16 protein-coding genes, 1 tRNA gene and 1 riboswitch are annotated in these 16,556 nt (G+C 68.9%); of the genes, 8 read left to right on the top strand and 9 right to left on the bottom strand.

The window, feature by feature from the left end; translation table 11 throughout:
- Positions 1-28: 28 nt before the first annotated feature.
- Entirely contained in the window at positions 29-574 is a 546-nt protein-coding gene (locus ACFWF1_RS05055; protein ID WP_379281927.1) for a DJ-1/PfpI family protein, read from the bottom strand.
- A 119-nt stretch (positions 575-693) separates the two neighbouring features.
- On the opposite strand from ACFWF1_RS05055, the gene ACFWF1_RS05060 reads away from it, so the two are divergent.
- The 4 genes from ACFWF1_RS05060 to ACFWF1_RS05075 all read left to right on the top strand — a co-directional run bounded on the left by ACFWF1_RS05060 (position 694) and on the right by ACFWF1_RS05075 (position 4,091).
- Positions 694-1,899: a DNA polymerase III subunit delta' gene (locus tag ACFWF1_RS05060; RefSeq protein ID WP_379281928.1), complete on the top strand. Its 1,206-nt coding sequence runs from the start codon at positions 694-696 to the stop codon at positions 1,897-1,899.
- Positions 1,900-1,971: 72 nt separating this feature from the next.
- A tRNA-Thr gene (locus tag ACFWF1_RS05065) sits at positions 1,972-2,047 on the top strand.
- A 331-nt stretch (positions 2,048-2,378) separates the two neighbouring features.
- Positions 2,379-2,798, top strand: a complete 420-nt coding sequence (locus tag ACFWF1_RS05070; RefSeq protein ID WP_379282319.1) for a YciI family protein — start codon at positions 2,379-2,381, stop codon at positions 2,796-2,798.
- 15 nt (positions 2,799-2,813) lie between these two features.
- Positions 2,814-4,091, top strand: coding sequence for an RNA polymerase sigma factor (locus ACFWF1_RS05075; RefSeq protein ID WP_379281929.1), 1,278 nt, complete (start codon positions 2,814-2,816; stop codon positions 4,089-4,091).
- Positions 4,092-4,268: 177 nt separating this feature from the next.
- Here ACFWF1_RS05075 and ACFWF1_RS05080 read toward each other — a convergent pair whose 3' ends face one another.
- Complete coding sequence (locus ACFWF1_RS05080) at positions 4,269-5,321, bottom strand: alpha/beta fold hydrolase (protein WP_379281930.1); 1,053 nt, start codon at positions 5,319-5,321, stop codon at positions 4,269-4,271.
- A gap of 240 nt (positions 5,322-5,561) precedes the next feature.
- A complete protein-coding gene (locus ACFWF1_RS05085) occupies positions 5,562-5,843 on the bottom strand; it encodes a hypothetical protein (RefSeq protein ID WP_379281931.1) in 282 nt (93 codons plus the stop codon).
- 75 nt (positions 5,844-5,918) lie between these two features.
- On the opposite strand from ACFWF1_RS05085, the gene ACFWF1_RS05090 reads away from it, so the two are divergent.
- The 3 genes from ACFWF1_RS05090 to ACFWF1_RS05100 are packed head-to-tail and all read left to right on the top strand — an operon-like array spanning position 5,919 to position 7,054.
- Positions 5,919-6,296, top strand: a complete 378-nt coding sequence (locus tag ACFWF1_RS05090) for a glyoxalase superfamily protein (RefSeq protein WP_379281932.1) — start codon at positions 5,919-5,921, stop codon at positions 6,294-6,296.
- 52 nt (positions 6,297-6,348) lie between these two features.
- Positions 6,349-6,810, top strand: coding sequence for a DUF2752 domain-containing protein (locus tag ACFWF1_RS05095; RefSeq protein WP_379281933.1), 462 nt, complete (start codon positions 6,349-6,351; stop codon positions 6,808-6,810).
- A gap of 55 nt (positions 6,811-6,865) precedes the next feature.
- Entirely contained in the window at positions 6,866-7,054 is a 189-nt protein-coding gene (locus tag ACFWF1_RS05100; protein WP_379281934.1) for a hypothetical protein, read from the top strand.
- Between the two features lie 6 nt (positions 7,055-7,060).
- Here ACFWF1_RS05100 and ACFWF1_RS05105 read toward each other — a convergent pair whose 3' ends face one another.
- From ACFWF1_RS05105 to ACFWF1_RS05115, 3 genes are all read right to left on the bottom strand, one after another.
- Positions 7,061-8,395: a M1 family metallopeptidase gene (locus ACFWF1_RS05105; protein ID WP_379281935.1), complete on the bottom strand. Its 1,335-nt coding sequence runs from the start codon at positions 8,393-8,395 to the stop codon at positions 7,061-7,063.
- The gene (locus tag ACFWF1_RS05110) at positions 8,395-12,309 is read right to left on the bottom strand and encodes a Pls/PosA family non-ribosomal peptide synthetase (RefSeq protein WP_379281936.1); all 3,915 of its coding nucleotides are present in this window, start codon (positions 12,307-12,309) and stop codon (positions 8,395-8,397) included. The genes ACFWF1_RS05105 and ACFWF1_RS05110 overlap by 1 nt, the downstream gene beginning before the upstream one ends.
- Positions 12,310-12,648: 339 nt before the next feature.
- A complete protein-coding gene (locus ACFWF1_RS05115; protein WP_379281937.1) occupies positions 12,649-13,296 on the bottom strand; it encodes a LysE family translocator in 648 nt (215 codons plus the stop codon).
- Positions 13,297-13,442: 146 nt separating this feature from the next.
- A riboswitch (SAM riboswitch) is annotated at positions 13,443-13,556 on the top strand.
- A gap of 47 nt (positions 13,557-13,603) precedes the next feature.
- Between ACFWF1_RS05115 and ACFWF1_RS05120 the strand changes: the two genes are divergently transcribed.
- Positions 13,604-14,923, top strand: a complete 1,320-nt coding sequence (locus tag ACFWF1_RS05120; RefSeq protein ID WP_379281938.1) for an aminotransferase class V-fold PLP-dependent enzyme — start codon at positions 13,604-13,606, stop codon at positions 14,921-14,923.
- A 37-nt stretch (positions 14,924-14,960) separates the two neighbouring features.
- Here the strand turns inward: ACFWF1_RS05120 and ACFWF1_RS05125 are convergent, their stop codons facing one another.
- The 3 genes from ACFWF1_RS05125 to ACFWF1_RS05135 all read right to left on the bottom strand — a co-directional run bounded on the left by ACFWF1_RS05125 (position 14,961) and on the right by ACFWF1_RS05135 (position 16,442).
- Positions 14,961-15,512 carry a flavin reductase family protein gene (locus ACFWF1_RS05125; protein WP_379281939.1) on the bottom strand — a complete coding sequence of 184 codons (552 nt, stop codon included), beginning with the start codon at positions 15,510-15,512 and terminating at the stop codon, positions 14,961-14,963.
- 80 nt (positions 15,513-15,592) lie between these two features.
- Positions 15,593-16,069: a YbaK/EbsC family protein gene (locus ACFWF1_RS05130; protein WP_379281940.1), complete on the bottom strand. Its 477-nt coding sequence runs from the start codon at positions 16,067-16,069 to the stop codon at positions 15,593-15,595.
- A 52-nt stretch (positions 16,070-16,121) separates the two neighbouring features.
- On the bottom strand, positions 16,122-16,442 hold the full coding sequence (locus ACFWF1_RS05135) for a 2-oxo-4-hydroxy-4-carboxy-5-ureidoimidazoline decarboxylase (protein ID WP_379281941.1): 321 nt from the start codon (positions 16,440-16,442) through the stop codon (positions 16,122-16,124).
- Positions 16,443-16,556 lie beyond the last annotated feature (114 nt).

Genomic DNA, 16,556 nt, shown 5'->3' on the forward strand with positions numbered 1-16,556 from the left:
TCGGCCCGGCCCGCGACCGGATTTCGCGCTATTTGCCCAGCACCCTGAGGAATTCGCGCATCCACGCGGGATGATCGGGCCAGGCTCGGCCCGTCACGATGTTCTCGTCGACGTAGGCCTCGCTGTCCACGAACTTGGCCCCGGCCGCCTCGATATCCGGGGCCAAGGCCGGGTACGCGCTGCACGACCGGCCGACCAAAACGCCTGCGGCAGCGAGGATCAGCGGTCCGTGGCACAGCGCGGCGATGGGTTTGCCCGCCTCCGCGAAGTGCCGCGCCAGGCGCTGACAGTCCGGGTTGTTGCGCAGGTACTCCGGTGCCCGGCCGCCCGGCACGACCAACGCGTCGTAGGCGGCCGGATCGACGTCGGCGAACGCGACGTCGGCGGGCCAACTGTGCCCGGCCTTTTCGGTGTAGGTATCGAAGCCGTCGACGAAGTCGTGCACCACGAACTGCAACTTCTTGACGGCGGGAGCCGCGATGTGCACCTCGTGGCCCTCTTCGAGTAAGCGCTGATACGGGTACATGACCTCGAGGTCTTCGGCCGCATCGCCGGTGATCAACAGGATTCTCACGGTGATTCCACCTCCTTCTCGAGGATCCGCCCGGCGGTCGGCCCGGTCAATAGCCGCGTGCGCGTCGGGCGCACCCGACCGGGCGATCCGTGTCGGTGCGGGCGGCTAGGGTGTACGGCGTGGCAGGTGTCTTCGATCGGTTGGTCGGCCAGGATGCGGTCGAGTCCGCGCTCACGACTGCCTCGGTCGCGGCCCGCGCGGAGGTCGTCCAGGGGGCGATGACGCATTCGTGGCTGTTCACCGGGCCGCCCGGATCGGGCAGATCCGTTGCGGCGCTGTGCTTTGCGGCCGCGTTGCAGTGCACCGATCCCGGCACGCCGGGCTGTGGCCGCTGCCATGCCTGCACCACCACCATGGCGGGCACGCACGGCGACGTGCGCCGGGTGATCCCGGAGGGGCTGAGCATCAGCACCAAGGAGATGCGCGAGATCGTGCAGATCGCCTCGCGCAGGCCGAGCACCGGCCGGTGGCAGGTGGTCGTCATCGAGGACGCCGATCGATTGACCGAGGCCGCGGGCAACGTGCTGCTGAAGGTGGTCGAGGAGCCGCCGGACCGGACCGTGTTCCTGCTGTGCGCGCCGTCGGTCGACCCCGAAGACATCTCGGTCACCCTGCGCTCCCGTTGCAGGCACGTGCATCTGGTGACGCCCTCGGTGCCCGCCATCGCGCGGGTGCTGATGGAACGCGACAAGCTCGACGAGAAGACCGCGAACTGGGCCGCCTCGATCAGCGGCGGACACGTCGGCCGCGCCCGGCGCCTGGCCACCGACGAAGAGGCGCGCGCCCGTCGCCGGCGTGCGCTGGCCTTGGTCGCCGCCGCCTCGAAGCCCGGCGCCGCCTACGCCGCCGCCGATGAACTGGTCAAGGCCGCCGACGACGAAGCCAAACAGATGAGCGCGGGCCGCGACGACCGCGAGCGCGAAGAACTGGCCACCGCGATGGGCGCGGGCGGCACCGGCAAGGGCGCGGCGGGCGCCACCCGCGGTTCCGCGGGCGTGCTGAAAGACCTGGAACGCCGCCAGAAATCGCGCGCCACCCGCACCGGCCGCGACTCGCTCGACCGCGCCCTCATCGACGTCGCCGGTGTCTACCGCGACGCACTCGCCGTCCGCTTCGGCGCCGCCCGCAACGGCTCCGGCGTCGCCCTCACCCACCCCGACATGTCCGACCAGATCCACGACCTGGCCGGCCGCGTCCGTCCCGAGGGCCTGCTCAAATCCATCGACGCCGTCCTGGCCTGCCGCGAAGCCCTGGACGTCAACGTCAAACCCCGCTTCGCCCTGGCCGCCCTCGCCGCCGCCCTGATGGCCGCCCAATCCACCTGACACCGCCCCCGGTGACCACCCGTTTTCGCGATCCACCCCCCAAGACGATAGACTCGCCACGCCGAAAGGCACGCCGCCTTAGCTCAGTCGGTAGAGCGCTTCACTCGTAATGAAAAGGTCGCGAGTTCGATTCTCGCAGGCGGCTCCACACTCCCAGTTGCAGGCCGATTTTCGGCCGCAACGGAGTTCGACCTATCTGGCTGGACTCCCAACAAAGTCGCCCGCCGCCCTGCCGAGCATTCCGCCGCGGCGATCCAGCCCACCTCATCAGCTACCCCGACGTCCCGCCGACCGTCGCCGACGCTCGGTAGCTCGTCCAACGGGACATGAGGGCGGTGACACGCGGCAGTGGCCGCCACCACGTCCCGTTCGATGCGCGAAAAAAGAATTTCGGGGGCGTGTCGATCTTCGGTGCTGCCCGTTCGACCTATGGGTGAAAGGGTCCAGAGGGGACCCGGATGAACCGAGGAGACGAAACCATGAAGTACATGCTGGTGATGCGCGCGACGGACGAGGCGTACGCGGGGATGGGCGAAATCGACTTCGAGAAGATGCTCGAGATCGTGGGGCAGTTCAACGAGGAGCTGATCCGGGCCGGGGTGCTGCTCGCGGCCGAGGGGCTCGAGGATCCGGCCGAGGGTGTGGTCGTCGACTACTCGTCGGAGCAGCCGATCGTCACCGACGGCCCCTACGGTGAGACCAAGGAACTGTTCGGCGGCTTCTACATCCTCAATGTGGCGTCGAAGGAGGAGGCGATCGAGTGGGCCAAGCGCATGCCGATCGCCGGGCCCGGCTTCAAGACCGAGATCAGGCGGGTTTCCTCGATCGACGAATTCCCGCAGGACAACGAGTGGATTCAGAAGGAGCGGGCGTGGCGCGAAGCCACCGGCCAGCTCTGAACGGGACGGCGGGCGATGGCTGAACACACCGGTCGTGCGGCCGTCGCCGCCGTCTGGCGGATCGAATCCGCGCGGATCGTCGGTGCGCTGGCGCGCTACACCGGTGATTTCTCACTCGCCGAGGACCTCGCGCAGGAGGCGCTGGCCGAAGCGCTGGTGACCTGGCCGCGCGACGGAGTGCCGGGCAATCCCGCCGGTTGGCTGCTCACCGTCGGCAGGCGGCGAGCCATCGACGCGTTCCGGCGGCGCTCCGCCCTCGACGAGCGGTACACCGCCCTCGCCCACAACCTGGGCGAGGGCGGTGCCGTCTCGGGCAGCGAACCGGCCGATCCCACCGACGACGTGCTGTGGGATCCGGACCAGATCGACGACGACATCCTCGCGCTGATGTTCATCTCCTGTCACCCGACGCTGTCCAGGGAGGCCCGAGTCGCGCTGACGCTGCGCGTGGTCGGCGGCCTGACCAGCGACGAGATCGCCAAAGCGAGCCTGGTGCCGACGGCGACCGTGCAGGCGCGGATCACCAGGGCGAAGAAGACCCTGGCCGCGGCCAAGGTGCGGTTCGAGGTGCCGTCGGCACAGGAGCGGAACGTGCGGCTCGGCTCGGTGCTCAACGTCGTGTACCTGATCTTCACCGAGGGGTCCTCGGCCAGTTCCGGCAGCGAGTTGATCCGGTCCGAGCTCGCGGGCGAGGCACAGCGACTGGCACGGGTGCTCGCCCGGCTGGTGCCGAATGAGCCTGAGGCACAGGGACTTCTGGCACTGCTCGAGCTGACTGCGGCACGTTTTCCCGCGCGCACCGGCCCGGACGGGCATCCGGTCCTGTTGGCGCAGCAGGACCGTCGCCGCTGGGACCGCGCCGCGATCCGCCGTGGCCGCGCGGCCTTGGATCGTGCGGGTCGGGTCGGCCGTGGTCTCGGCGCCTACGGACTGCAAGCCGCGATCGCCGAATGCCATGCTGTCGCACCATCGGTCGAGGAGACGGCGTGGGAGCGGATCGTGCTGCTGTATGAAGCCCTCGGCCGGCTTGCCCCCTCACCGGTGGTCGACCTCAACCGTGCGGTTGCCGTGTCCATGGCGCAGGGACCGGCGGCGGCCTTACCGATCGTAGACGAGTTGGCCTCCGCCCCAGCGCTATCCGGCTCGCATCTATTGCCGAGCGTGCGCGGCGAACTGCTGGTCCGGTTGGGCCGGAATTCGGAAGCCCGCGCCGAACTGACCCGCGCAATCACCTTGTGCGCCAACGACCGTGAGCGTGCGGTCCTGTCCGACAAGCTCGCTGGTCTCGACTGATTCCCGCTGTTCAGCTCGCGAAAGATGTTGTGTCACAACCGTGCGTTCGAAGACGTTTATCCGGGCCGGGTCGACGGGGTCGGTGGTGATAGCGCAGTCGAGGCAGCCGACGAACTAATCGGTACGTGGGTGCTGTTCCTGGGCCGCCGTTGACCGGCCCAGGAGAACGATCGAGGGTCAGCCTGCGACGGCCGTGCGGAGGTTGGCCTGCTGGGCTACCCGCTCTAGTTCGGCGTTGAAGCGGTTGGCGGCCTCGATATTGCCGAGGTGGCCGGTCGGCCAGCTGTGGTATGCGGCGAGATGGCCGGTGCGGGACAGGGTGTCGGCGATGCGGCGGGCCATCCGCTCTGGCAGCAGGCGGTCGTGGCTGCCGGAGATGACCGTGGTGGGGATGGTCAGGTGTGCGGCGCCGTCGCTGACGTCGAGGTCGGCCAGGGCGGCGGCGTGCTTGCCGCGGGCCAGCGGGCGACAGGAGCGGACGATGCCGAGGGCGAAGTTCACCTCGTCGGCGGTGGCGTGCTTGCTCATCACCCGGTCCTTGAGTACCGCGCCGACCAGCCAGCCGCCGGGGAGCGGCACCGGGCTGGTGAGCACCGTCTCCGAGAAGAAGGTGGGCAGGCGAACCGGGGCGCCGAGCAGCGTGATCGGCTTGTTCTGCACGGTGAGCTGCTTGTTCAGCAGGGGCAGCAGGTCGGTGTCGTACCGGATATTGCCTGCGGTGGTGTTCAGCAGGATGGCGGCCGACGCGCGGCGGGTGACCTGCTCGGGGTAGCGAGCTGCCCATGCCTGCACGGTGATGCCACCCATGCTGTGCCCGGCGAGCACGGCCCGCTGGCCGGGGCGCAGGGTGGCGTCGAGCACGGCGGACAGGTCGTCGGCGAGGGTGTCCCGGCTCGGCATGCGGGTGCCGAGTTCGCTGGCGCCGTGGCCGCGCTGGTCGTAGCAGACCACCCGATACCGGTCGGCGAAGGCGTTGATCTGCGGATTCCAGTACTCGATGCTGCAACTCCAGCCGTGGATCAGCACGATCACGTCGCCGTCGGCGGGGCCGTAGGCGTGCACCCGCAGGCGGGTGCCGTCGACGGTGGTGACCGGAATGACCTCGAGTGGCGCGGTGGGCGCGTTCAACGACGCGGTGCGGAAGGTGCGTGAACGCAGTCCGGCACGATAAGCGGCGGTCAGGGCGCCATTACGCGCGTCCGCCAAAGTCTTCATCGACTTCACCAGCATCGGGCACTCCTTTGTGTCTGCCGCCACAGTACAGCGCAAGCTGAGTGCTTGCTAGTGCAAGCGCGCCGCGGCGGAACTTCTGGCTCACTGGCTTGAATACCCGGAATTCGATGCAGTGACACCGTCTCTTTTCACAAAAAATCGGGTCGGCGATGGGCCTCTGCCCACTTCATCGCACCACCCGGCTGGCTGCGTTAGCCCGCGAAAGTGGCGATCCAGTAACGGTTTCCGCGCACTCGCTCAGCTGGTGGAGTACAGCGCGGCGATCACTTCGGGGAGTACAAGGCACACCTGGTCGTCCGGATGGAAGTCGCTGGGCACGTCGCTGCGATTGGGCGCGCGGACGAAAACCACGACCGAGGAGCCGTCGCCGGGATCGATTTCGACCGCGACCATCCGGCCGCTGTCGTCGTCGAGATCGTGATGCTTGGGTGCCGACCAGTGTCCCACATGCCCGAAATCGAGCCTGCGAGTCGCGGTGATCGCGAATCCGTCGAGCCGGGTGAAACCAGCGGCATCCACAACAGAAATCATACTCTACCTGCGAAAATAGCCAAAATATTCGGTCGTGTCCGACCCCGGTGCGATGATCGTCGGGTGGCTTCCGATGCGATCGGCTTCGCAGCACCCGTCCCCGTATTGCGCATGTTCGATGTCGCGCGGGCGTACGAGTTCTATTGCGACTACCTGGGTTTCACCGTCGACTGGGAGCACCGGTTCGGCGATGACTTTCCGCTGTACGCCGAGGTCTCACGGGGCGCGGCGAAATTCCACCTCAGTGAGCATCACGGCGACGGTACGCCGGGCACCGTGGTGTGGATCGCGGTGGCCGATATCAAGGCCTGGCATGCCGAGCTGGCAGGCAAGGAGTACCGCTACGCCAAGCCGGGACCGCCCGAGGACGGGCCGGGCGGTCCCGGATTCGAGTTGATCGACCCCTCCGGCAATACCCTGCGCTTCGCACAGCCCGACTAGACCGGGCCATCGGTATGGCGGTGACCGGCGGCGCGCAGTTACCGTTGGTGCTGTGGACAGCACGCACGTGGCACCGGAACCGGCGGCGCAGCAGGAATCAGCACCGACCAAGCCCGGTGTGCGTGGTGTCGGAGTGCCGCTGCTGGTGGCGGGTGTCGGCATCGGAATCGGGGTGTTGCTGCATGTGCGTGACCCACACGTCGACGGTTCCTACGGCGTGTGCCCGGTCTACGCGCTGACCGGATGGTGGTGTCCCGGCTGCGGCGGCATGCGTGCTGTGCACAACCTGACCGACGGCCATCTGCTGGACGCGGTGCACAGCAACCTGCTTGCGATTCCGCTGGTCCTCGCCTTCGTGCTGTGGGTGAGCGACTGGACCCTGCGCGCCTGGCGCGGCCAGCGCATGCGCCTGCCTTCGATCTCCCGCACCACGATGTGGAGTTTCTTCGCGCTTCTGACGGTCTACACCGTATTGCGCAATACGCCGTGGGGTACCTGGTTCACCCCGGTCTGAACCGATCCGGCGTGCCCGGGTGATGTCCCCGCCGCGGACCAGGCAAGCTGCTGTCATGAGTGATTCGCTGAAGGACCGTGTCCGCTCGAAGCTCTTGCGCCAGCTCGCGGAGGACGGCGCATCGGACAACGAGCAGGACGATCCCCGCAGGCTCTCGGTCGAATCCGATCTCGAGGCCCTCGACAACGTCGGCGACGACGATCCCCTCATCGAAGAACTCGCCTCGCGCTACCTGGTGTTCTGAACAGAACTACGCCGCCGAGGGCGGCAGCTGCGGCAGCGGCTTCTCGACCAACCAGCTGTCCCACAGCGACCGCAGCGGAGTCCGGCTGTAGTGCCCGGCCAGATCGGTGAACTCCTCGGTGCTCACCGAGCCGTGCCGGTAGCGAATCGTCCACTCCCGCAACAGATCGTAGAATCCGAGATCGCCCAGTTCCAGCCGCAACGCGTGCAGCGTGAGCGCGCCGCGCTTGTAGACCCGATCGTCGAACATGTGCTGCGGTCCCGGATCGCCGACGGCGATGTCCTGCGGCTGCCTGGACAGATTGTGCCGGGCCGCACGCGCGAGCTGGTCGGCGGTCGGGCCGCCCGCCTCCTCGGACCAGATCCATTCGGCGTAACAGGCGAAGCCTTCGTGTAGCCAGATATCGCGCCACTGCCGGATGGTGAGGCTGTTGCCGAACCACTGATGCGCCAACTCGTGTGCGACCAGCCGTTCCGCGCCGCGTCTGCCGTCGCAGTGGTTGGCGCCGAAGATGGAAATGCCCTGTGCCTCGATCGGGATCTCCAGATCGTCGTCGGTGACGACCACGGTGTAACCCTCGAACGGATAGGGCCCGAACCGTTCGGTGAAGATCGCCATCATCTGCGGCTGGCGCGCGAAGTCGTGCTCGAAGTTGGCGCGCAACCGGACCGGGGCGACGGCATGCATCGGCACCGAGTTGGGCGGGGCGACGATGCGGTGCTTCTGATACGGCCCGACCTGGATGGTCGCCAGATAGGTGGCCATCGGCTCGGCCTGCTCATACACCCAGGTGGTCTGGCTGGCCTTGACCTGCTTGCGCAGCAGGGTGCCGTTGGCCAGCGCGTAGTACGGACTGTCGGTGGTGATCGAAATCCGGTAGCTGGCTTTGGAACTCGGGTGGTCGTCACAGGGGAACCAGGACGCCGCGCCGTTGGGCTGGCTGGCCACCAGCGCGCCCTCGGTGAGCTCTTCCCAGCCGACCGCGCCCCACGGGCCGCGCACCGGGCGCGGGATGCCGCCGTACTGAACCACCAGCGAGAGCACACCGCCCGCCGGAATGCGTTGCTGCGGCGTGATCACCAGCTTGCCGCGCTGATGGGTGTACTTCGCGGCCTTGGCGCCGTTGACGAACACCTTGGACACGGTGAGCGCCTGGGACAGATCGAGCGAGAAGCGCGGCTGCACGGCGGTGGTCACCGCGGTGATCTCGGCGCGACCGGCCAATCGGTTGCTCGCCACCTTGTAGGTGAGGTCGAGCTCGTATCGCGATACCCGGTAGCCCCGATTTCCGTTCTGCGGCAGGTATTCGTCGATCGGTGCTTCGTAGAACTTCCCCGGCATCAGCGGGCCGCTCCCGGGTCGCCTCCGAACCAAGGCGCGATCGGGTTGCCCCACCAGCGAGTGGACGGGGGAACGGTGTCGCCGCGCATCACCAGCGAGGCGGGGCCGATGGTCGCGCCCTCGCCGATGGTCGAGGCGGGCAGCGCGACGCAGTGCGGGCCGAGTGTGGCACCCGCGCCGAGGGTGACCGTGTCCATGGACATGATGCGGTCGTGGAAGAGATGGGTCTGCACCACGCAGCCGCGCTCCACGGTCGCGCCGTCACCGAGTGTCACCAGGTCCGCCTCCGGTAGCCAATAGGACTCGCACCATACCCCGCGGCCGATCTTGGCACCGAGTCCGCGAAGCCACAGGTTCAGCACCGGTGTACCCGTCGCGGCGCGCGCGAACCACGGCGCGGCAACGGTTTCCACGAAGGTGTCGGACACCTCGTTACGCCACACGAACGAACTCCACAGCGGATGCTCCTCGGCGCGAATCCGGCCGATCAGCAACCACTTCGCGGCCACCGAGCTCGCGCCGGCGAGCGCGCCGGCGGCCAGCAGCACGAAGCCGCTGAGCAGTGCGGTGGGCAGATGGCCGAGGCTCTGCGCGAGCCAGGCGAGGGTGAACAGCACGCCGAGCCCGATGGCGAAGGTCACCAGCACCGGGATCAGGCGGCAGGTCTCGACGATGCCGCGCGCGATCCGCAGCTTCGGCGGCGGATCGAAGGTGCGTGCGGTGTCCGAACTTTCCGGCGCGCGGCGCAATCGCACGGGCGGGCTGCCCAGCCAGGACGAGCCCGCCTTCGACTTGGACGGCGCCGCCGAAAGGACCGCGACCAGACCGTTTTTCGGCACCCGGCGGCCGGGCGCGGTCATGCCGGAGTTGCCGAGGAACGCGCGCTTGCCGACCTTCGCCTCGCCGATGCGCAGCCAGCCGCCGCCGAGTTCGTAGCTGGCGATCATGGTGTCGTCGGCCAGGAACGCGCCGTCGGCGACCGTGGTGAATTTGGGCAGCAGCAACACCGTGGACGCCTCGACGCCCTTGCCGATCTTCGCGCCCAGCAGGCGCAGCCACGTCGGCGTGAGCAGGCTCGCGTAGAGCGGGAACAGGAAGGTGCGGGCGGAATCCAGCAGGCGCTCGGTGGACCAGACCTGCCAGCCGGTCCGGCTGCGTACCGGGTGATAACCCTCGCGCAACCGGAAGCTCAGCAGTCGTACCAAGATGATGGTGATCGCCGCGTAGACCGCGAGGCTGAGCAGCGTGGCGACCGGCAGGATGGCGAAGGCGCGGCCCAAACCGCCCGCGAGCGTGCGGGTGTCGCGGATGAACCAGGCGATGAAGAGACCGCCCGCGCCGAGTCCGAGGATCGGCACCGCGGCCAAGGCTATCGAGGTGACGCCGAAGATCGCCACCCAGTGTGCGGCGCGATCGGGCGTGTGCCCGGGCCAGCGATGGTGCGCCTTACCGATTTTCGCGGCGGGCGAGCCCGCCCACTCCTGCTCTGCCTTGACCTTGCCGGACACCGCGGAGCCCGGGGCTACCTCGGCGTTCTTGCCGATTCTGGTGCCGGGCAACAGGATCGATCGAGAGCCGACCACCGCGCCGGGTCCGACGGTGACCGGGCCGATCTGCACGACGTCGCCGTCGATCCAGTAGCCGGACAGGTCGACCTCGGGTTCCACGCTGCAGCCGTCGCCCAGTTCGAGCATGCCGGTCACCGGCGGGAGGGTGTGCAGGTCGACGCCCTTGCCGACCTTGGCGCCGAGCGCCCGCGCGAACGGCACCATCCACGGTGCGCCGGAGAGGTTTTCCGCGCCGCTCGCCTCGGACAGGCGTACCGCGGCCCACAGCCGCAGGTGCACCGAGCCGCCGCGCGGATACCGGCCGGGCGTGACGCCGCGCAGCAGCAGCCGAGCGCCTGCCACGCAGATCGCCATCCGGCCGGGGGGTGAGATGAAGAGCAGGAACGCCACCAGCGTCCACCACCAGGACAACTGCGGCAGCCACGGCAGCGAGCCGGACCAGGCCGCGACATTGCCGACGATGGCCAGCCAGGTGAGCCACTGCAGGCCGGTGAGCGTGGTGAGCGGAATGGTGGCCAGCACCTGCGCCCACTGGGCGGGCCGCGGCGTCGGGCGCACCACGCGCTCCTCGACGGCGACGGCCGGTGTGCTCTGCTCCAGCAGTTCCACCAGCGCGCCGAGGCGAGGATGGTCGTAGAGGTCGGCGACGGTGATCTGTGGATAACGCGCACGCAGTGCGGTGACCATCTGCGCCGCGGCCAGCGAGCCGCCGCCCAGGTCGAAGAAGTCGGCATCGAGGTCGGTGACCTCGCCGCCGAGCACCGAATCCCACAGTCCGGCAACCCATTGCGCGGTGCCGGTGAGATCGCTCTCGTCGTCCTCGGGGTTGTTCGGCAGCGGCCAGGGCAGCGCGTTGCGGTCGACCTTGCCCGAGGTGCGGGTGGGTAGTTCGTCGACCACGGCGAGCCGGGGCACCAGTGGCGCCGGAAGCTGTTCGGCGAGTTGGGCTCTGGCCGCCTTGCTGTCGAAATCGGGGCCGGTGCCCGCGAGGTAGCCGACCAGGATCTTGTTGCCCGCCTTGGTCGTTCGGATCGCGGCGGCGGCGCCGGTGACGCCGGGCAGGTGCTGCAGCGCGTTGTCGATCTCGCCGAGTTCGATGCGGCGGCCGCCGAGCTTGATCTGGTCGTCGGCGCGGCCGAGGAAGACCAGGCCCGCGCTGTCGTTGCGAACCAGATCGCCGCTGCGGTAGGCGCGATCCCAGCCGACCGAGGGCAGCGGCGCGTACTTCTCGGCGTCCTTCGCGGGATCGAGGTAGCGGGCCAGGCCGACGCCGCCGATCACCAGTTCGCCGGATTCGCCCTCGGCCACCGGGTTTCCGGCCGCGTCGATCACCACGAGATCCCAGCCGTCGAGCGGCAGCCCGATCCGGATGGGCCAGGCGCCGTCGAGCAATGCGGCACAGGCGACCACCGTTGCCTCGGTGGGGCCGTACGTATTCCAGACCTCGCGATCCGTATCACCGTTTCCGGCAAGGCGTTCCGCGAGCTCGGGCGGTACCGCCTCGCCACCGAAGATCAACAGACGGACCGCGTCGAGCGCCTCGGCGGGCCAGGTGGCGGCCAGCGTCGGCACGGTGGAGACGATGCTGATCTCCCGGCGCACCAGCCACGGGCCGAGATCGGCGCCGGTGCGGACCAGGTCGCGCGGAGCGGGCACCAGGCAGGCGCCGTTGCGCCAGGCCAGCCACATTTCCTCACAGGAGGCGTCGAAGGCGACGGAGAGTCCGGCGAGCACACGGTCGCCGGGGCCGATCGGGGCGTCCGGCAGGAAGAGCCGGGCCTCGGCGTCCACGAACGCGGCGGCGTTGCGATGGGTCACCGCAACACCTTTCGGCGTTCCGGTGGAGCCGGAGGTGAAGATGATCCAGGCGTCGTCGGCGGGGGTCGGCAGGGTGCTCGTGCTCGCGTCGGCCGGCTGGTCCGCCGTGGCCCGGATGCCCGCCGGTGTCGTCTCGATGCCCGCGGCCGTGACGATCGCGGTGACCTGCGCCTCGCCGAAGACCAGCTGGGCCCGTTCGTCCGGGTCGTCGGCGTCGACCGGCACATAGGCGGCGCCCGCGTACAGGACGGCGAGGATGGTCAGGTAGAGCTCCCCGGAGCCCGACGGCATCCGCACGCCGACCCGGTCGCCCGGCCGCACGCCCGCGGTGGCGAGCCGGGCCATGGTCTTCTCGATCTCGACGACGAGCTCGAGGTAGCTGAGCACCACCTGGCCGTCATCGATGGCGGGTGCGTCGGGATGGGTCAGCGCGGTCGCGGTCAGGATGTCGACGAGGGTCCGGGCCGGTGGCGTGTGCGCGGTCCGAAGTAGTGGGTCCACCGTCACATCAACCTGTGGTTGGAGCATGACGCCCTGCCCACCTCCCATTCGACCTGCCTCGCACTTCCCTGGTGTTGTTTGTGTCATAGCTGGGTTACCAGTGGGCAAACACCACGGTGACCAGTTGTCCACGGTACTCGGGGTTGTCGACGTTTGTTGTTCACCGGCGCGGTTGCCCGTCTCGGGACTGTGGGCGGGGTTGTTGCAGGTCGTGGCGATTTCTCCCGGACACGCCGAAGCAACGCCTGGTCGGCGGGTTACCCGGCGGGTTCGCTGGATGATCGCTGCGCCGACCTGCTTATTCCGGTGTGATTCCCCACATGAGCCCGGTGATCTTGCAGCTCAGGGCGTTTCGCGCAGCATCGATCAGGCCGCGGAGGCGGCGGTGCCGACACCGAGGGTGGCCAGGATGGCGGCGCTCACCTGTTCGAGCCGATCCCGGAGCTTCGGGCGGCGCAGCAGCGCGACCGCGCGGGAGGCGGCCAGGGCCAGGAGCACCATCGCTACCGCGGCAATGCTCGATTCGACGGCGCCGAGGGCGAGGGTGTTGGCGAAGGTGACCTCGGTCAGGAACTGGGGCAGCACGGCGAGGTAGAACAGGCCGACTTTCGGGTTGAACATGCACGAGACGACGCCCGCGGTGAACGCCGAGCGAACCGACGCGCGGGTACCGCCGCCCGCTTGTGCGAGCCCCTCCGCGCCGGTGGCGTCCCGGCCCGCTCCGCGCTGCCGCCGCTGGTCGAGCAGCGCGCGAATACCCAAGTACACCAAGTAGATTCCGCCGATCAGCTTCAGCGCGCGATACGCGGTCGCCGACTGCTCCAGCAGCGTGGCGACACCGGCCGCGACCACCACCGCCCACAGGATCCCGCCCAGCGCCGACCCGATCGCGGCCGCGATGCCCGGTCGGGCGTCTACCAGCGAGAACCGCAGCACGAGAAACGAATCCGGGCCCGGCGTCAGCGCCAGCAGCACGCACAGACCGACGAAGCTGAACAGCAGCGAAAGTGACACCTCATGATGTGACCGCAAAGTCGCCGCAGAAGCAATGGATTTCCACCGCTCCCGACGGAGGTGACCAGCGCGGGAGTTTTCCGGGCGAACACGCGGCGCCGCGGACCAGTTGACAGCGCCGGGGGATGTCTGCCAATCTCGGTTCAGGTCATGAGTACCAGCGTTCAGCCCCGGCTTGCTGGTCGGCAACCCTCCTCCGCGGTGGGGTGCTCCGGGTGACGACCGGGCTGACACCCGACCGGGTGCGGCAAGCGCGGACTCGACGAATCACCTGATTGCGGGTCCCAGAGCCGACGGGATTTTCGTGATGACTGCTGTGGCGACCCAGAACTGTGCCCCCCTCGCCCGGGTTTCCGGTGACGACCTCCAGGTGCCGCTCGTCCAAGGCGGGACGACCACCTACGCCAACTTCGACTACGCGGCGAGCGCACCCGCATTGGCCCAGGTCACCGACCGGATCCAGCAGCTGCTGCCGTTCTACGCGAGCGTGCACCGCGGCGCGGGCTACGCCTCGCGGATCTCCACCGAATGCTACGAGGCCGCCCGCGGTTCGGTGACCCGCTTCCTCGACGCGACCGACGACCAGGTAGTGGTGTTCACCCGCAACACCACCGACTCGCTGAACCTGCTCGCGTCCTGCGTGCCCGGCGACACCGTGGTGCTCGACATCGAGCATCACGCCAACTTCCTGCCGTGGACCACGCGCGGCCGCCGCGTCGTGCAGGCCGCGGCCACCGTCGAGGAGACCATCGGGCGGCTGGTCGCCGAGCTGTGTAGCAAGCCCGCCGCGCTGCTCGCGGTCACCGGCGCCTCCAACGTCACCGGCGAGGTGCTGCCGCTGGAGCGCCTGGCCACCATCGCCCACCAGTGCGGCGCCCGCATCCTCGTCGACGCCGCCCAGCTCGCGCCGCACCGGCGAATCAGCCTGCGCGACACCGGCATCGACTACCTCGCGTTCTCCGGCCACAAGCTGTACGCGCCGTTCGGCGCGGGCGTGCTGGTCGGCCGCCGCGACTGGCTCGACAACGCCGAGCCGTACCTGGCCGGCGGCGGCGCGGTCCGCGAGGTCACCACCACCGGCGCCGAATGGGCGCCCGCCCCGCAGCGGCACGAGGGCGGTTCGCCCAACGTGCTCGGCGCCGCCGCGCTCGCCGCCGCCTGCGACGCGCTCTGTGCGATCGACGCCGACGCGCTCGCCGCGCACGAACACCGGCTCGCCGACCGGCTGCGCGACGGACTCGCCGCCATTCCCGGCGTCAACCTGCTGCGCATCTGGACCGACGCCCCCGACGCCGTCGGCATCGTCGCCTTCACCCTGGACGGATTCGTCCCCGGCCATGTCGCCGCCTACCTGTCCGCCGAACACGGCATCGGCGTCCGCGACGGCCGCTTCTGCGCCCACCCGCTGCTGGCCCGCCTCGACCTCGACGGCGCGCTCCGCGCCAGCATCGGCCTGGGTACCACCCTCGCCGACGTAGAGCGCCTGATCCAAGCCATTGCCACGCTGGTCGAGGCCGGACCGGCCTGGAACTACGCCACCACGCAAGGCCTCTGGAACCCCACCCCGGAAACCCGCCCGTTCACGTCCCAATCTCCCACCGGCGCCGCCCCCTGCCTCGTCGACTAGTCCGGCAACGGCGGTCGCCCGGCGTGGGCGACCGCGTTCAGTCGCCGAGTCTGGTCGGGCGGTGGTAGCGGCCGTTGTAGTAGAGGAGGGGCGCGGCGGCGGGGGTTTCGTTGGTGTTGTCGTGGACTCGGGTTACCAGGCCGACGACGAGGGTGTGATCGCCGAGGGGGATCAGTTGGTGGATGGTGGCGCGCAGCCAGATGGGGGTGCCGTGCAGGACGGGTTCGCCGGTGTCGAGGGTGGTCCATAGCGAGCGGTCGGCGAAGCGGTCCGCGGCCGTGCGGGCGAAGCGCTGGGCCAGCTCGTGCTGGTGTTCGCCGAGGAAATGGATGACGACCGAGTCGGCATCGAGCAGTGCGGTGAGGCTTGACGAGGTGTGCGCGATGTTGAAGGAGACGAGCGGGGGCGCCAGTGACAGGGAGGCGAACGAGGTCGCGGTGAAGCCGATCGGGCCGCTCGGTGAGTTCAGCGTGACAACGGTGACGCCCGCCGGATAGTGGCGCATCGAGGCGCGGAACTGCTCGGCGGTGATCCCGCTCAGATCATCAGGGATCTGGAAATCCGTGGCGGGCCGTTCTGCTTCGGTCACCCGTCCAAAACTACGCGGGGTTCCTCCGGCTCGCCTATATTGCCTGCGGCGACTTGTTGTCCGATTCGCGGCCGCCGGTTTCAGTCGACGTCTATCGGCAGACCGGCCGTGATGCGCACCAGCTCGTGAAATGAGGTGCGGAAGACCGTGTTCGGGTGGCCGCCCGAGGCCCACACCTCGCGGTGGTGGGAGAGGGCGGTGTCCACCCAGGTGGGCAGGTTGGTGGGGTGGCCGACGGGGGCGACGCCGCCGATCGGCTGGCCGGTCACCTCGCGCACCATCTCGGCGGGCGCGTGGGTGAGCGTGCCCTCCAGCCGCTTTCCGGTGGACTCGAGATCGACCTCGTGCGCGCCGGAAACCAGCAGCAGCACCGGATCCTCGTCCAGCAGGAAGACCAGCGCGGAGGTGATGGCACCCACCTCGACGCCGAGCGTTCGCGCGGCATCGGCGATGGTGGGCGTTGGTGCCGGCTGGGTCACGATGACACCGTGATGGCCTCGGGCGATGAGGGTGTCCGCGACTCGGCAGGCGATCGGTGGCAATGTCGACCTGCGCATGCCACCAGAGTAGAGCGATTGCGGATGGTGCGCCGGGCTACTCGATAATGCGTCAGTATTCCGGATAGCCCTCGCTCGGCCCGAGCATCAGCGCGATCCGCGCACGGGTGATCCGCGCGAGCTCGGTCACGCTGCCGCCCGAGACCTGTTCGTGCGCAACTGCTTCGAGTGCCCGATCCAGATCGGCCTGGGACAACGCGAGCAACTCGATATCGGCCTCGGCCAGCAGCGCGTCCCGATCCGGATAGGGCCGGGCGGCCGCGAGCTTGGCGGCCCAGGTGACATTGCCGCAGCAGGAGAAGAGCGCGTGTATCGCACGGGCGCGGGAGATTTCGTTGAACCGTTCGAGACCGATTCCTCGATGCATCAGCATGATGGCCTCCGACTCGATGATTGAGGTTTGCTGACTGACTCCATGATCCGCTGGAGCACTGGCCGGGACCTAGTGCGCCGCACCGATTTTGCGCAGGGTTTACATGGGAGGTCG

Source organism: Nocardia sp. NPDC060255 (genome assembly GCF_042727395.1).
In the GTDB taxonomy this organism is placed as follows: domain Bacteria; phylum Actinomycetota; class Actinomycetes; order Mycobacteriales; family Mycobacteriaceae; genus Nocardia.

Coding starts and splice junctions, on each gene's coding strand:
- ACFWF1_RS05070 (WP_379282319.1), top strand. CDS start 2,379: ATGAAGTACATGCTGGTGATGCGCGCGACGGACGAGGCGTACGCGGGG.
- ACFWF1_RS05075 (WP_379281929.1), top strand. CDS start 2,814: ATGGCTGAACACACCGGTCGTGCGGCCGTCGCCGCCGTCTGGCGGATC.
- ACFWF1_RS05080 (WP_379281930.1), bottom strand. CDS start 5,321: ATGCTGGTGAAGTCGATGAAGACTTTGGCGGACGCGCGTAATGGCGCC.
- ACFWF1_RS05100 (WP_379281934.1), top strand. CDS start 6,866: ATGAGTGATTCGCTGAAGGACCGTGTCCGCTCGAAGCTCTTGCGCCAG.
- ACFWF1_RS05105 (WP_379281935.1), bottom strand. CDS start 8,395: ATGCCGGGGAAGTTCTACGAAGCACCGATCGACGAATACCTGCCGCAG.
- ACFWF1_RS05110 (WP_379281936.1), bottom strand. CDS start 12,309: ATGCTCCAACCACAGGTTGATGTGACGGTGGACCCACTACTTCGGACC.
- ACFWF1_RS05120 (WP_379281938.1), top strand. CDS start 13,604: ATGACTGCTGTGGCGACCCAGAACTGTGCCCCCCTCGCCCGGGTTTCC.
- ACFWF1_RS05130 (WP_379281940.1), bottom strand. CDS start 16,069: ATGCGCAGGTCGACATTGCCACCGATCGCCTGCCGAGTCGCGGACACC.
- ACFWF1_RS05135 (WP_379281941.1), bottom strand. CDS start 16,442: ATGCTGATGCATCGAGGAATCGGTCTCGAACGGTTCAACGAAATCTCC.